Source organism: Leptospira haakeii, assembly GCF_002812045.1.
Taxonomy (GTDB): Bacteria; Spirochaetota; Leptospiria; order Leptospirales; family Leptospiraceae; genus Leptospira_B; species Leptospira_B haakeii.
In genome coordinates, this window is the sequence record NZ_NPEG01000001.1 from 624,248 (window position 1) to 638,376 (window position 14,129).

A 14,129-nucleotide genomic window follows, 5' to 3' on the forward strand; every position below is an offset into this window, starting at 1 on the left:
TCTGTAATACATTAGAAATCGACACCAGGATCCAGCCCGCCTATGAAGCCCGTTAGAGAGCCGCAAATCAATATATTCAAAAAATCAAGCCCGCTGAAAGCGAAGGTTATCAGCAATGTACTTCTTACTCCAGAAACTGGAAAAGGTAAAAGGCCTAAGAAGGAAGGCGAATCATTAATTCATAGAATTACTTTAGCTATCGATCATAGCCAGTATCCTTATTTAATCGGACAATCCGGTGGTATCATTCCTCCTGGAGAAGACCCTGAGAAAAAAGCAAAGGGACTTGCAGACGCAGCTTATACAGTTCGTTTGTATTCAATTGCTTCTCCTAGCTACTCTTTCGGAATGAAAGAAGACACAATCGAATTCATTATCAAAAGAGATAATGTTTACGATGCAGATGGAAATGTTCAATTCAAAGGAGTTTGCTCTAACTACGTTTGTGACCTCAAAGAAGGTGACGAAGTAGTAATGACTGGACCTTCCGGAAAAAAATTCCTTCTTCCAAGTACTGATTTCTCCGGAGACATCATGTTCCTCGCAACCGGAACCGGTATCGCTCCATTTGTTGGAATGAGCGAGGAACTCCTTGAACACAAACTTATCAACTTCACAGGCAACGTAACTCTTGTATATGGAGCACCTTACTCTGACGAATTAGTATTGATGGATTACCTAAGAGGTTTAGAGAAGAAGTTCCCTAATTTCAAATTAGTTACTGCCATCTCCAGAGAAGAAAACAATCCTTTCGACGGCGGAAGAATGTATATCTCTCACAGAGTTAAAATGTTAGAAGCAGAAGTGAAAAAAGTTCTCTCTTCTGGTGGACGTTTCTATATCTGCGGTGGTCCGAAAGGAATGGAAAAAGGAGTAATCGAAGAGATCCAAAAGATCGACGGAAATTCCGGAACTTACGAAGAATACAAACATCATCTGGAAGGCGCCCACCAATTATTCGTGGAAACCTACTGATCGATTTTCTAAAATTTTTCTAAGTAAAAGGCTCCCAATCGGGGGCCTTTTTTTATGGAAAACGACTGGAAATCCAAAACCGGGAATTTAGTCTTTTGCCGTCAGGAAGGGAAAACTATGAGCGTAATCCGAGATATCGATAAAGGCAAAGGTGAAATCATCCGAGTCGAAATTTCAGAATTTAAAGGTAACAAATATCTGAACTTAAGAGTTTGGTACACAGACAGTGAAGGTGAATACAAACCTACTCAAAAAGGTATCGCAATACCGGTTGGATTATACTCAGAAGTAAAGGATGCAATACTTGCGGCGGAAAGCTCTTTAAGCTAAACCGCCTTACTTTCTATCCAGGCCTTTAATAAACTTTGGGCCTCTTCTTCCGTTTCAGAAGCACGAATATGAGATTCTAATCGAGTGATCGAGAATACTTTTTTAACGGAAGATCTTAGATTACTTACGATCAATTCTCCACCTCTTTTTCTGAGCCAGCCTGCGATCTGTATCAACATACCTATCGCAGAAGAGTCTATATAAGAAGATTTGGCAAGATTGAATACGATGTATCTATATCCTTCTTTCATCTTTTCTTGGATCGCTGTTTTGATCTCAGGACATCTATAAAGATCTATATCTTCATTCGTACGATATGCAAAGATCTGATCGTGGTATTCTACTCCATCGTCCGGGAAATTCTCCATTGCCCCGTACTGAAGTTCGGAAGCAGAAGCTACCAAATGTTTCGCAGCAGTTGGAGAATTTTCCAAGATCCGATTCTTTAAAGAACTTACTCTAAAACCAAGAGTTTGCAGAACTTCAGGAGCAAGTTCTTCCTTCTCATTAATCTCTTTGATCAGATCATTCAGAAGAGAAATAGATTCTTCCGTATAACCTTCTTTCAAAAGTGTTCCGGCTTTTCTTAAACCTTTTCCGGTTTTAGCGATTGTAGCCTCGACAACTACATCCGCGTCTTCCTTAGCGGAGTCATCATTCCAATCTAAAGGAATATCAATAGTCTTTTGTTCGAGTTTTGCGCCATCGGTTAATTCGTAATAACTTGCAGAAATATGAATATTTGGAGGTGTATCTTTTTTGGTCGGGCGAAGTTGAACTACTAGACTTTTTACATCGTCCGCTCTCATATCACCAACTTCTAAAACTAATGTTTTAGTACGTCCTGTTTCCTCAGGATCAGGTTCTTGGTAAGAAGAAACTTCTGAGACTAAATCCAGATAATCCAGTCCTTTCGGAAAATCTACTTTGAGCTCTATGGATTGAGCGTATAAGGTCCCGATATCTCCGAATTCTTTGAAGAATATATCACCGGTTTCTTCTGGAGTTTCTACGTAGTAGAAATTTCCTCCACCTGATTCTGCGATCTCTTTTAGAAGTATTTCGTTGAAGTCGTTACCAAAACCGATCACCGTCGTGCTAATCCCTTTTTTATAAGCGTCAGCCGCTATCTGGATAAGCTGCACCGGATCCTTGATACCTAAAGTTGGATTTCCATCGGTAAGTAGAATGACCCTCTTATAACCATCTGCAATCGGATGTAATTCCAATGTTCGCAGAACATGAAGCCAACCACCGCTCAGGTTGGTAGAAGTACCCACTTGGATAGAATTCAATCTGTGAATTACAGAATTTTTTTCAGCCAAGGGAACAAGAGGTTGGATGACCTGAACGTCTTCTGCGTAAGCAACAGCGGTTAAAAAATCGCGACGGGTCAACCAATTGACCAGGGAAGAAGAAGCCTGGATCACTGAATCCATCTTGTTTCCCTTCATGGACCAACTTCTGTCCAAAGCCAGACCTAAAACTAAAGGTTGCCTTTGAGTAGAAACAGGTCCCGTAGGAGAATTTAAACGTATAAGTAGAGTATTGGACTTTGCGGAAGAACCGGCCGGTCTCATCAATTTGGCCGAAAGAATCATGCGCTTGAAAAAACCATTTACATACGCTAAGAGCAAGAAGAATTTAAAAGAGAAACGGAAATAGAAACCGAAAATGAGCCAAGAAATTATAGAGCCATTACTTAAAGTTTTTTTAGACCGATTTACGGAAATTCGAACTCAAAATTCGGAAGAGATCCCTAGTTTCACACAAATTTACAAAAACGGAAATCTTGTCTGTGAAGCTTACAACTCAGTGGAAATTTCCGAAGATTCTTCCTTACATAGCGAAGTTCTCGCAATTTCCGAAGCAAAACGGATCTGCAAGGAAAGATATCTTACTGATTGTATTCTACTTACAACACTAGAACCCTGCTTGATGTGTGGCGGTTCCATTCTTCTTTCTAGAATCCCTAAAGTAGCATATCTGGTTCCTGCAAAATTAGGAGAAGGAATATCATCTCTTCCTTTAGAAACGATCTATAGTAGAAATTTTTTTCCAGAACTTGTACTAATTAAGTCAGAAACGACCACAGAGTTATTCAAAACTTTCTTCAAAGATAAGAGAAATTAGACGGACTTTTAGGCTTTTCCTTCTTTCTTGTCCAATGCTATCTGGTAAAATTACAACCCTATGGCCGGAAATCACGAAGTTCTCTCCCGCAAATATCGCCCCCAAAGATTCCAAGATGTGATCCATCAGAATCTTGCGATCGGTGCATTACAAAACGCGGTTAAATCCGGAAAGATAGGTCATGCGTATATTTTTTTCGGACCGAGAGGTGTAGGAAAAACGACAATCGCTAGGATTTTTGCGAAAAGACTAAACTGTCAAAATCCTGTCGATAACGAGCCATGCAATCAATGCGATTCTTGCCAAGAGATCACTAAAGGAATTTCAGGAGATGTTCTTGAGATTGATGCTGCGAGTAACCGTGGTATCGAAAATATCAGAGAACTTAGAGATAACGTAAAATTCACTCCGATGGGTGGGAAGTATAAAGTGTACATCATAGATGAGGTACATATGCTTACCGACCAATCCTTTAACGCACTTTTAAAAACTTTGGAAGAGCCTCCATCTCATGTGGTTTTTGTCTTAGCTACTACTGAATATCACAAAATTCCGGAGACCATTCTATCTCGTTGCCAAGATTTCATTTTTAAAAAAGTTCCTTTATCCGTTCTCCAAGATTATGCGGAGAATTTATGTAAGGAAGAAAATACTAAATACGATTCAGAAGGATTGTTTTGGATAGCGAAGAAGGGTGACGGTTCCGTGAGAGACATGCTTTCCTTTATGGAACAGGCTCTTGTGTTCACAGATAATCGACTCTTAGGAGCAGAGATCCGAAAAATGATCGGCTATCATGGGATCGACTTCTTAGCAGACTTCATTAAAAGTCTGGTTGATGCCGAAAATTCTTCTAAGTCATTGCAGATCATCGAGAACTTATACCAAGAAGGACAGGACATATACAAGTTCCTTTGGGATTCAATAGAATTCACTCATACGTTATGTTTAGTGAAAGATTCTGCTGCAGATTCCGAATCCGTTAACTATCCCAGAGAAGATCTGATCAAAATGAGAAAGGATTTCGAATCCGTAGATCCGATCGCATTGAACAAACTTTCTTTCCGTCTTTTTGAATTATTCGAAAGAGTTAAAACTCTTCGTTTGAGAAACTCTTTTGAGATTAAAATTTTTATAGAAATACAAATTAAAAAGCTTACGGAAGATCTTGCTAAACCTAGCCTTGCTGGACTCGTAGATAGGATCAATCATCTCATACTGATGATCCAAGACCAGGATTCTAATTCTACAGCTGCTACATTCGAGATTCCTAAAAAACAGGCTCCTACTCCACCTAAAGAAATACAAACTCCAGTCCCGACTCCTTCTCCCGTTGTGTCTAATGAGAAGAAAGAAATTTCTCAGGAAAAAAAAGCGGGGCCTCTATCTTCTCTAGAAGACCTAGCAAAAGATGTTTCTTCCGAAGATGCAGAATGGGAAAAATCTTTTAAAAACGAATTTTTAGGAACGGATGTAGATCCTTCCAAAGTGCCTAAGCTGGGACTCTAGGGTATAGTCATGTTTGAAAATCTAAAGAACGCATCCGAAATTTTTTCCAAAATGGGAGAAATGCGCGGCAAAATGGAAGAGATCAAAAAAAGGATCTCCAGCCTAAGAGTAATGGGCGATGCAGGCGCTGGAATGGTGCAAGTAACATCTACCGGAGACGGATTGATAGTGGATGTAAAGATCAATCGTGCATTATTCGATTCAGAAGATAATAAAATGTTAGAAGACCTAGTCATGGCGGCTACAAACGATGCCATCCAAAAAGCTAAACAAGCCGCAGAGTACGAATTAAAATCTATTACAGGCGGACTGGATCTTTCCGAAATTTCTAAATTATTCGGCGGCAACCTTGGCTGAACATTTAATCGAAGGAATGGTAAATGCGCTTTCTTCTCTTCCTGGGATTGGAAGAAAGAGTGCATATCGTATTAGTTTTCATTTATTAAGACAGGACCCAGCGGTTTTTAACGGATTTATCCAAAGTTTATCAGAAGTAAAAGGAAGGATCCGTTTCTGCTCTAGATGCGGCTCCTACTCTGAAGAAGAAATTTGTAATCTTTGCCTTTCGGAAAAAAGAGATAGCCACACTGTTTGTGTAGTAGAACAACCTGAAGATGTATTCTTTATAGAGAACACTGGAGAATTTAAAGGAAGATACCATGTTCTCAACGGTGTAATCTCTCCTTTAGAAGGTGTTGGACCTCAGGATCTTCGTATCAGAGAACTTTTGAGCAGAATAGAACCGGAAGATCTAAAAGAAGTTTTAGTTGCTACAAACCCAACATTGGAAGGGGATGCAACTGCTGATTATCTAAATCATCAATTAAAGAATTTCAACGTGTCCGTTACTAGGATCGCTTACGGTATCACTGTCGGTGGTTCCATAGAACTTGCAGACCAATATACTTTAGGAAGAGCTATCCGTTCTAGACTTAAACTTTAGAACCTATGCTCTGCAGTGACAAACAATTCTCTTAATATTGTTCCTTGAGTCGTATCTAGATAGGCTTTCAAACCATTGCCTGCTATAAAGTAGCCCGAACGCAAAAGGATCTGCATATCTCTGAACGCACTCCATCTTAAATTCAGGTTATATTCCTGGCCGAAGTATGCGGATGTATGATAGAAGTTTTCCTCATTATAAAATCTATTATTATCCATAAGAGGGGACTTAGTCCCATACAATCTATAATAACCTAAAGTTAAGACCAAAGGGCCAGATAGAACTATATCCGTAAAAATCCCATATTCATACAGACCGCTCATATCTCTACCGGAGAATAATGCATAACCTCCCGTAAAGTCGTTCGCGATGTTCGAAAGTGAATATCCTGGGAATAAAGTTCTATAACCATTCCCATGTAAGTTAGATCTGGTCCCGTCTTTTTCATAACCGGGCCTTCCGGTAGAACCTGAACCCATAGCGGTAATTCTTATAGATTCATCATATCTATAAGACAATTGCATATCGAAAAATCCGCCTTTAATCTTATAACGATCGTACTTTTGTTGGATCTCGTTACCATCTGAATCTCTATATGGATTCAAAGCTTTTACAGTTCCATGGTTATAGATCCCATGAACCGTTAATGTAAAATCAGAAAAGTTAAATTCATTAAATAGGCCATGCCAGAATAATTGATTCGTGTCACTTGTCCTGGAGACTAATCCATAAACACCATTCACATCTTGAACATCTCTCAGGTTATCATCCAAGTAAAAGCTGTACAATTCATGTTTAGCATTATTGAAGAAGCTAGTTTTAATCTTATAAAAGTAAACGTTAGAACCTTGGTAATTTTTATCTGCGTAAGTATTCTTATCTAAATCTGTGAGGTTGTTTTGTTTTGCTACAAACCAACCGCCTTCTATGGTTGTATTCCAATCTCTGATATCCTTGGTCAAATTGACTCCGGTTCCCGGAATGAATACAACTCTACCTTGTGCAGAAGTGAAAAGCTGAAGACCAACTCTTGCCGTAAAACTTTTCTCAGGCAATTTGAAGTTAAGATATAGAAAGTTTGTCTGCATATTTACCGCAGAACTGAATGTTGCTTCTCCACCTTGCCCTGGACCTACACTAGAACTCTGATTAACCCCTCTTCCCCCAAAGATAACGTCACCTATCTGAACACCTACCAAAGCTTCGAAATATTTCGAAGTGGAGAAGTTCATATTCAAGGTCATCCTTGTATCATAGTAAGTTGTATCTTCTTTTTGAGGACTGAGAGTACTTGGATAACCCTTTTCTCTAGCGGCCAACTCGTTCTGATATTTTGTAAGAGTGTCTTGGTTGTATTGTTGTAAAAAAGCAGAGCGGTTATAAGGAGTTACGGGGGTCTGTCTGGAAGTATATATATCCCTTCCTAAATTAAAACCACGCACCCTATAGTTTCCTTGAAAATCTATCTTTGTCTTTTCTTCTACTTCCTGAGCGGAAATAGAAACTCCAGCAAGAATTAATATTACTAGAGCAAAAATTCGAATCTTTTGAAACGGAGAGTCCAACACGAATTATTTTACCCAACCGCTTCCTAGAAAATATTTAGAACGAAGACTTTCTATCACTCCCGTTCTTTTTAATTCTTTGATAAAAAAATTAAAATTATCCGCAAAGACTAGATCATTTAAAGGTAACGCCGCGCTGATATATTCATCCATAACAGGATTTATAAGGGCTACATAGTTTGCTTTTAAACTAGGTTGTTTTTGCAACAAGGATAGAATGTACAAACTATCCGCTACATAACAAATTACATTCCCTTTTGTTAATGCATCTATCGCAATAGAATCTGAAAGATAACTGTAAATTTGGTTCTTACCAAACCTTCTCAAAAGATAATTATGGTTCGTAGTATTGGATCTAACAGAAAAGGAAAGAGCATTTAAAACCGACAGGTCTTCCAGAGATTTAAAAGTTCTAGTAGTTACAATACTTCCTTCCGGTTCAGGGGGAAGTGAACGTTTATTAACAAGTCCAGCAGGAGTTGTCAGAAGATAAGGGTCTGAAAAAGTAACAGTCTTTCCCCTGCTTAGATCTGTCGACATTCCAGCCATCGCAATGTCGATAGTACCCGCTGCGATCTCATCCGAAAATTGGCGGAAAGTTTTGAGAGGTTTTACTTTAAGAGCAACGCCCAAATAATCCGCATAAAGTTTTGCAAGTTCCATATCGAAACCTGGATAACCATCTTTCGGATCTTGGACATAAAATGGTTCGTAGACTCGATTGACTCCGACCACCAATTCCTTTTTGGAAAGGATCGAGTCCAATCTGGAAGGCATAGCTTTGGTTTGAGAATATAAGTCTAGAGAGATAAAAAGGACAAAAACCGAAAGGAATGCCGACTGAAACTGCTTCCGCATTTTCATGATACCTATGTTATCGGCATCTTCCGGATGTTAAAGGAGTTTTTAGTCTATTCTAAAATTTGAAATTCGGTTCTTCGATTTTTGCGGTCCGTTTCCGGGTTTTTTTCCGGATAAATCGGCTCCTTACTTCCCTTTCCGTCAGTGGAAAATCTGCTCTTAGAAATTCCATTTTTGACCAAGTAATCCTTCACTGCTCCCGCCCGATTACGACTTAATTCCAAATTGTCATTCGGGTCCCCATGTAAATCAGTATGCCCAGTAATTTTTAATTTTATAGAAGGGTTCTCATTTAAGAAGGTGACCAATTTGTCTAAAATTTCAAAGGATTCTTCTTCGATCTCGAATGAACCGGTTTTGAAATGAATAGATTCCAAAGAGATTTTTTTATTCTTCTTCAATTCTTCCCATTCATTTGCGGAAAATTCGTAGACGTCGTAATTCCCACCTTCTTTCTCTAACCTACAAAAATAAGCGTTTTTTCCATCAGGAGTTTCAGTATAAAATGCTTCATCACCTGGCGAATTAATGACCGGCCCTAGATTTACTGCAGGGGAGAAGGTTCCGTCTTCCTTGATCTCTACTTTATAAATATCTAATCCGCCGTAACCGCCTGGACGATTTGAAGAAAAATACAGATACTTACTGTCTCTACTTAAAGTAGCTGCTATCTCAGCATGCTCCGTATTCACAGGGCTTTCCATACGGATCGCCTTTCTCCATGAGCCGTCTTTATATTCCGAAATGTAAATGTCTGATTCAGCAACTTTTCCGAACGGATAACGAGTGAAGAATAAATAGCTTCCTGCTAAAAATGGATTTTCCTCAATCGCCGGGCTATTCACTTCCAAAGGAAGCCTAGTTGCTTTATCCCAACTTCCATCCTTCAATGTGGCGAAATATAGATCTCTCGATACTCCAATCTTACCACTGCTCAATTTGAATTCTATACTTCCGTCTCGATTAGATGAGAAGATGATTGCCTTCTCATTTTCTATGATGAAAGGGCTTTGATCGTCGAATTGTGAATTCAAATCGGAGACTTCTACACCTGAACTCCAAACATCTTTGGTTTTTACGGATTTGAAAAGATCTGAGTAATTTGAATTTTTACGTTTGGAATAATAATAAAGAGTATTTCCATCTTCCGACAAACTAATCCCGAATTCGTTTAAGGAAGTGTTAATCTCTCCTTTTAAAGGGGCAACTTTTCCTTTCGAAGAGGAATCTTCTGCACCCGAAACGGAAAATCCTGCAAATATGAAATATAAAAGTAAGACTGAAACGAACTTGAAAGAACGAAAAGTTAGAGTATGGATTTTAGAAGCCATACTCTAACTATCTGTCTTTTGGAGAAAAACCTGATACTTTTTCGGAGAAAAAATCAGAGATATTTTTTTAGAGCTTCAGGAAACTCTATAGTTCCGTCTTCTTTTTGATAAGTTTCTATAACTGCTGCCAAAGTCCTGCCGATGGCCAAACCTGAACCGTTCAAAGTATGAACCAATTGATTTTTGCCATCTTTGGATTTGTAACGAATCTTTCCACGTCTTGCTTGAAAATCTTTAAAGTTAGAAACAGAAGAGATTTCCATCCAACGATTTAAACCAGGCATCCAAACTTCCAGATCGTATGTTTTGGAAGAAGCAGCTGAAATATCCCCGCTGCATAATAACATCACTCTGTATCGAATACCTAATTTTTTCAGTATATTCTCTGCATGAGAGAGCATCTTTTTATGCTCTTCTTCAGAATCTTCCGGTCTAGCAAATTTCACAAGTTCTACTTTTTGGAATTGGTGAACTCGCACCAGACCTCTAGTATCTTTTCCATAAGAGCCTGCTTCTCTTCTAAAACAAGAGGTATGAGCGGTGATAGAGATAGGAAGTGAGGCTTCCGGAATAATCTCGTCTCTGTATAAATTCGTTAAAGGAACTTCTGCAGTAGGGATTAGATTGAGTTCATCCCTTTCTAATCTATAGTATTCGTCTTTGAACTTAGGATACTGTCCTGTCGTAGTCATACATTCATCGTTCACCATGACCGGCACCCAAACTTCTGTATAACCATGCTCAGTAGTATGAGTTTCAAGCATTAAGTTCGCAAGTGCTCTTTCTAATTTAGCTCCAAGACCGAAATAAGTGTAAGCTCTTGCACCAGCGAGTTTCGTTCCCTTCTCAAAATTGAACCAACCCAATGCCTCTCCCAATTCGAAGTGAGGTTTTGGAGTGAACTTATAGTCTCGGACTTCTCCTACTTCGTACAAAACTTTATTATCGTGTTCGTTCTTACCTACAGGAACATCTTTATCTAGGATATTAGGAAGGCCTAAATTGATCTCAAGAAGTTTAGATTCTAGAGATTCTAGATCGTCTTCAATCTTTTTGATCTTATCTCCTATCTCTTTTACGGCAGCTGAAGCAGCTGCAATATCGCCACCTGCTTGTTTCACTTTTCCGATCTCTTTACTCGCTTTATTCCTTTCTTCACGGAATACATCCGCTTCTTTCTGAAGGGTCTTTCTTTTTTGAATAATCTCGGCAAGCTGGTCCAGAACGGCGAGATCTTTAAAACCTCTTAATTCTAAATTAGATTTTAGTTCTTCAGTGTTATCGGTGATATATTTCAGATCAATCATGATGATACGCCTTTCTTTGCGTGAATTTTAAGGAATTATTATACAAAGTTTTTTCTACTTCTGAATTAGATTCTTTTCTAAGTGAAAACATCTTCTCTAAAACGAATTTAGTATAAGATGGTTCGTTTCTTTTTCCACGGAAAGGTGGAGGAGCAAGGAACGGAGCATCCGTCTCGATCAACATACTTTCCAGGGGAAGTTTTTCAGCTGCCTCTTGGATATCTCTTGCATTCTTAAAAGCAACGATTCCCGAAAAAGAAATATAGTATCCTAGATCCACTAACTTCTTCGCTGTTGGATAATCATAAGTAAAACAATGGATCACTCCAAATGCTTTGTCTCTATGTTCTTTTAGAATAGAAACCGTGTCTTCTGCTGCATCTCTGGAATGGATCACTACCGGAAGAGAATATTGTCCAGAAGCTTCTAAGAAAGAATGTAACACGTCCGCCTGATACGCCTTAGTTGAAGCATCGTGATAATAATCTAATCCGATCTCTCCAATTGCAGATAACTTTTTATCCGTAACGTTTTCTTTGACTAGTGTCAAAATTTCTTCTTTTTTTGGGAATTCATGAGTTTCAGTTGGATGGCAACCGATCGAATAAAATATTTCTATCTCTTCATCTGAAAATTTTTCAGATAAACCTTTCGCTCTAATTGAACTCTCAAGGTCGATACCGATCTGGACGATCTTTTTTATACCTGATTCTTTTGCTTTTTTTAAAGATTCTGCAATATCCTGCCCTTGCTCTTGTATTATATCTAAGTGGCAGTGAGTGTCTATGATTGAGTACATGTGAAAACGGCTTTTAAAAGGCAGTTTTCGCGATTTGTATTGACTGAAAAGAGAATTTTTTAGAATCCTTACAGCATAACGACGGAACGGGGAAACTCGTTGGTTTGGGACATAATAGCTTGAATCTTAAATCCTATCTTGCATTACTTTATTATAGGCTCAGATATAAATACCAAGATCTGAAGCTTAAGCTAGATATCAAAATAGCAAATTGGAATAAGAAGGGTAAAGAACGTCTCACCGTCATGGTGATCCCTCACTCCGAACAAAAGACGATCAACTTTCATATCTCTTACAGAGCGATCACCATCTTCATCGGGACAATTTTGGTCCTTCTTCTTATTAGTTCTATTAACGTTCTCAGCCATTCTGGATCTATTCACCAACTTACAGAATTGAACTTATCCAACCAGGACTTCATTCGTCAGTCTGCAAAAATGAAAGAAGAGATCAACGGTCTTCACGAACACGTTGAATACTATCACAACCATGTGGGAGCACTTTACGGAAGATTGACAGGTGACAATTCTAAAGTTGCAAAAGGAATCGGAGGAGCGGAAAAACTTTCTTTTAGTTCCGATAAAAACTTAGCACCAGGTGCAGAAGTTTTCCGACTCAAAGAAGACGTTCATAATCTAAAAGTAGCGAACGAACTTACCCAAGAAATCATCAGTATATTAAAAAAACGTAAAAATCTAATCCGCCAAACTCCTTCCATTTGGCCTGTAAAAGGATATGTACTTTATCCTTACGGAGAATATCTAAATCCAGTTACTGCTCGTAGAGACTTTAATAATGGATTGGATATTGGAGCTTTCCCTGGATCAGAAGTAGTGGCAACTGCACCTGGCACAGTTTATGAAATCGGATACACACGTAATACCGGATACTTTGTGAAAGTAGCTCACAAGTTCGGTTGGAAAACGATTTACTCTAATCTGGATCGTGTAAAAGTGAAAGCGAACCAGCAAATTTCCAAAAACGAAGTATTAGGCTTCGTTGGAAAATCGGAAAACAGTCCTCAGTACAGTCTTCATTATGAAATTCATGTGGGCACCAGAGCGATCGATCCTTTTGCATTCTTGAACCAGATCCAAGACTGATGGCCCATACAGAAGAGCAATTAGCAGTAAATAGTATCATCGGCGAAGGCGCCGAATTCAGCGGAGACTTCAAACTTTCCGGGCTTCTACGTATTGACGGTATTTTTAGGGGAACCATAAAAACCGACGGAAAAGTCCTAATCGGAAAGACCGGAATCGTCGATACGGATATTAAAGCTCGTATTGTCGTCGCCGGTGGTGAAATTAATGGGAATATATTCGCTTCGGAACGAGTGACTCTACTCGCAAGCTGCCGTATGAAAGGTGATATCATCACTCCAAAGGTAGTTATGGAAGAGGGAGTACAATTCGAGGGAAATTGTAAGATTAACCCGACCACTCATTGAAGATCCAATCTCAGCAAAAAGACCCTCGCACAGAATCACGTAAAAAAAGAGACTTCGGTCTTTCTCTAAATGCTTCTATATACCAACCTGTTCCTAGTTCAGTATCCGATTCCCAGATACCTGATTCTAAAAGTGAATTTTTTGATTTAGTAGAACATCTACTTCCTTATAACCAAGAAAGAACAAGAGATCTAAATTCATTACTTAGAGATCTTCCGGACGCAGAGAGAAATTTTTTAAAATCTCCTACGTATGCAAACCTGGAAGTTTATAAGAGGATCGTTCAAGGGATCCTAAAAGAAGTCCTAGATAGAAATACAAGTTTAGAAACTTTACGCACTAGAGCGAGAGGCGGATCGGAGAAGGTTTATCAAGTAGTTCAGATAGTAGATGATAAGATCCAGACTCTAGCGGACTTTATCATACACCCTGAAAATTCTACTTTTGACCTAATGAAAAGGATGGAAGATATTCGTGGTCTATTAGTAGATCTAATGAATTAAGATTAGGTCTTAGATCCTAAACTTTTAAACACGTCTGGAAGTTTTGCAGGCTTTCTAGATTCTAATAACAAAAAGGCCCAAGTCAACTCACCATTACAAACTAAAGTATCATCTGATACTTTTCTAACCTGAATATTCCAAAGAATACTGGCAGGTTTAATCTCCCCAGCTTTCACATAAATTTTCAGTTCTTCATCAAATCTTGCAGGTGATTTGTATTCAATGAGCGAGCGAGTAACTACAAAGTCCAAACCGTTTTTCTCTAATTCGCCTTTATAGTCGTACTTAAGAAATCTCATGTATTCATTCAAAGCGGTATCAAAGTACGTAAGATAATGTGCGTTGAATACTACAGCTTGTGCGTCGATCTCAGAATAACGTACTCTTAGAGTATGATAGAATTCAGAATCATTCGAGCTCATG

16 protein-coding genes are annotated in these 14,129 nt (G+C 38.8%); 9 read left to right on the forward strand and 7 right to left on the reverse strand.

The features are described 5' to 3' along the window. Positions 1-42: 42 nt before the first annotated feature. Positions 43-975: a ferredoxin reductase domain-containing protein gene (locus CH377_RS02955; protein WP_100722325.1), complete on the forward strand. Its 933-nt coding sequence runs from the start codon at positions 43-45 to the stop codon at positions 973-975. 117 nt (positions 976-1,092) lie between these two features. Next, complete coding sequence (locus tag CH377_RS02960; protein WP_162494896.1) at positions 1,093-1,305, forward strand: transcriptional coactivator p15/PC4 family protein; 213 nt, start codon at positions 1,093-1,095, stop codon at positions 1,303-1,305. On the opposite strand, the gene CH377_RS02965 is transcribed toward CH377_RS02960, so the two are convergent. Beyond that, a complete protein-coding gene (locus CH377_RS02965; protein WP_100722327.1) occupies positions 1,302-2,906 on the reverse strand; it encodes an anti-sigma factor antagonist in 1,605 nt (534 codons plus the stop codon). The genes CH377_RS02960 and CH377_RS02965 overlap by 4 nt on opposite strands. 73 nt (positions 2,907-2,979) lie before the next feature. Between CH377_RS02965 and CH377_RS02970 the strand changes: the two genes are divergently transcribed. The 4 genes from CH377_RS02970 to recR are packed head-to-tail and all read left to right on the forward strand — an operon-like array spanning position 2,980 to position 5,890. Continuing rightward, on the forward strand, positions 2,980-3,438 hold the full coding sequence (locus CH377_RS02970; RefSeq protein WP_100722328.1) for a nucleoside deaminase: 459 nt from the start codon (positions 2,980-2,982) through the stop codon (positions 3,436-3,438). A gap of 60 nt (positions 3,439-3,498) precedes the next feature. Next, positions 3,499-4,947, forward strand: a complete 1,449-nt coding sequence (gene dnaX / locus CH377_RS02975) for a DNA polymerase III subunit gamma/tau (protein WP_100722329.1) — start codon at positions 3,499-3,501, stop codon at positions 4,945-4,947. 9 nt (positions 4,948-4,956) lie between these two features. Beyond that, positions 4,957-5,304: a YbaB/EbfC family nucleoid-associated protein gene (locus CH377_RS02980; protein WP_100722330.1), complete on the forward strand. Its 348-nt coding sequence runs from the start codon at positions 4,957-4,959 to the stop codon at positions 5,302-5,304. Next, the gene (gene recR / locus CH377_RS02985; protein WP_100722331.1) at positions 5,297-5,890 is read left to right on the forward strand and encodes a recombination mediator RecR; all 594 of its coding nucleotides are present in this window, start codon (positions 5,297-5,299) and stop codon (positions 5,888-5,890) included. The genes CH377_RS02980 and recR overlap by 8 nt, the downstream gene beginning before the upstream one ends. Here the strand turns inward: recR and CH377_RS02990 are convergent. From CH377_RS02990 to CH377_RS03010, 5 genes are read right to left on the reverse strand one after another with little or no spacing between them, the layout of a single operon-like run. Then, the gene (locus CH377_RS02990; RefSeq protein ID WP_100722332.1) at positions 5,887-7,458 is read right to left on the reverse strand and encodes a hypothetical protein; all 1,572 of its coding nucleotides are present in this window, start codon (positions 7,456-7,458) and stop codon (positions 5,887-5,889) included. The two genes, recR and CH377_RS02990, sit on opposite strands and share 4 nt — an antisense overlap. A gap of 3 nt (positions 7,459-7,461) precedes the next feature. Next, positions 7,462-8,319, reverse strand: coding sequence for a substrate-binding periplasmic protein (locus CH377_RS02995; RefSeq protein WP_423789903.1), 858 nt, complete (start codon positions 8,317-8,319; stop codon positions 7,462-7,464). 47 nt (positions 8,320-8,366) lie between these two features. Beyond that, on the reverse strand, positions 8,367-9,647 hold the full coding sequence (locus CH377_RS03000) for an OmpA family protein (RefSeq protein WP_100722333.1): 1,281 nt from the start codon (positions 9,645-9,647) through the stop codon (positions 8,367-8,369). A gap of 53 nt (positions 9,648-9,700) precedes the next feature. Further along, entirely contained in the window at positions 9,701-10,954 is a 1,254-nt protein-coding gene (gene serS / locus CH377_RS03005; RefSeq protein ID WP_100722334.1) for a serine--tRNA ligase, read from the reverse strand. After that, a complete protein-coding gene (locus CH377_RS03010; RefSeq protein WP_100722335.1) occupies positions 10,947-11,753 on the reverse strand; it encodes a TatD family hydrolase in 807 nt (268 codons plus the stop codon). Before CH377_RS03010 ends, serS begins: the two co-directional genes overlap by 8 nt. A gap of 119 nt (positions 11,754-11,872) precedes the next feature. On the opposite strand from CH377_RS03010, the gene CH377_RS03015 reads away from it, so the two are divergent. From CH377_RS03015 to CH377_RS03025, 3 genes are read left to right on the forward strand one after another with little or no spacing between them, the layout of a single operon-like run. Then, a complete protein-coding gene (locus CH377_RS03015) occupies positions 11,873-12,856 on the forward strand; it encodes a M23 family metallopeptidase (RefSeq protein WP_100722336.1) in 984 nt (327 codons plus the stop codon). Further along, entirely contained in the window at positions 12,856-13,203 is a 348-nt protein-coding gene (locus CH377_RS03020; RefSeq protein WP_008589609.1) for a bactofilin family protein, read from the forward strand. Before CH377_RS03015 ends, CH377_RS03020 begins: the two co-directional genes overlap by 1 nt. Further along, complete coding sequence (locus CH377_RS03025) at positions 13,200-13,706, forward strand: YaaR family protein (RefSeq protein WP_100722337.1); 507 nt, start codon at positions 13,200-13,202, stop codon at positions 13,704-13,706. The genes CH377_RS03020 and CH377_RS03025 overlap by 4 nt, the downstream gene beginning before the upstream one ends. A gap of 2 nt (positions 13,707-13,708) precedes the next feature. Here CH377_RS03025 and CH377_RS03030 read toward each other — a convergent pair whose 3' ends face one another. Beyond that, entirely contained in the window at positions 13,709-14,128 is a 420-nt protein-coding gene (locus tag CH377_RS03030) for an acyl-CoA thioesterase (protein WP_100722338.1), read from the reverse strand. Between the last annotated feature and the right edge of the window lies 1 nt (position 14,129).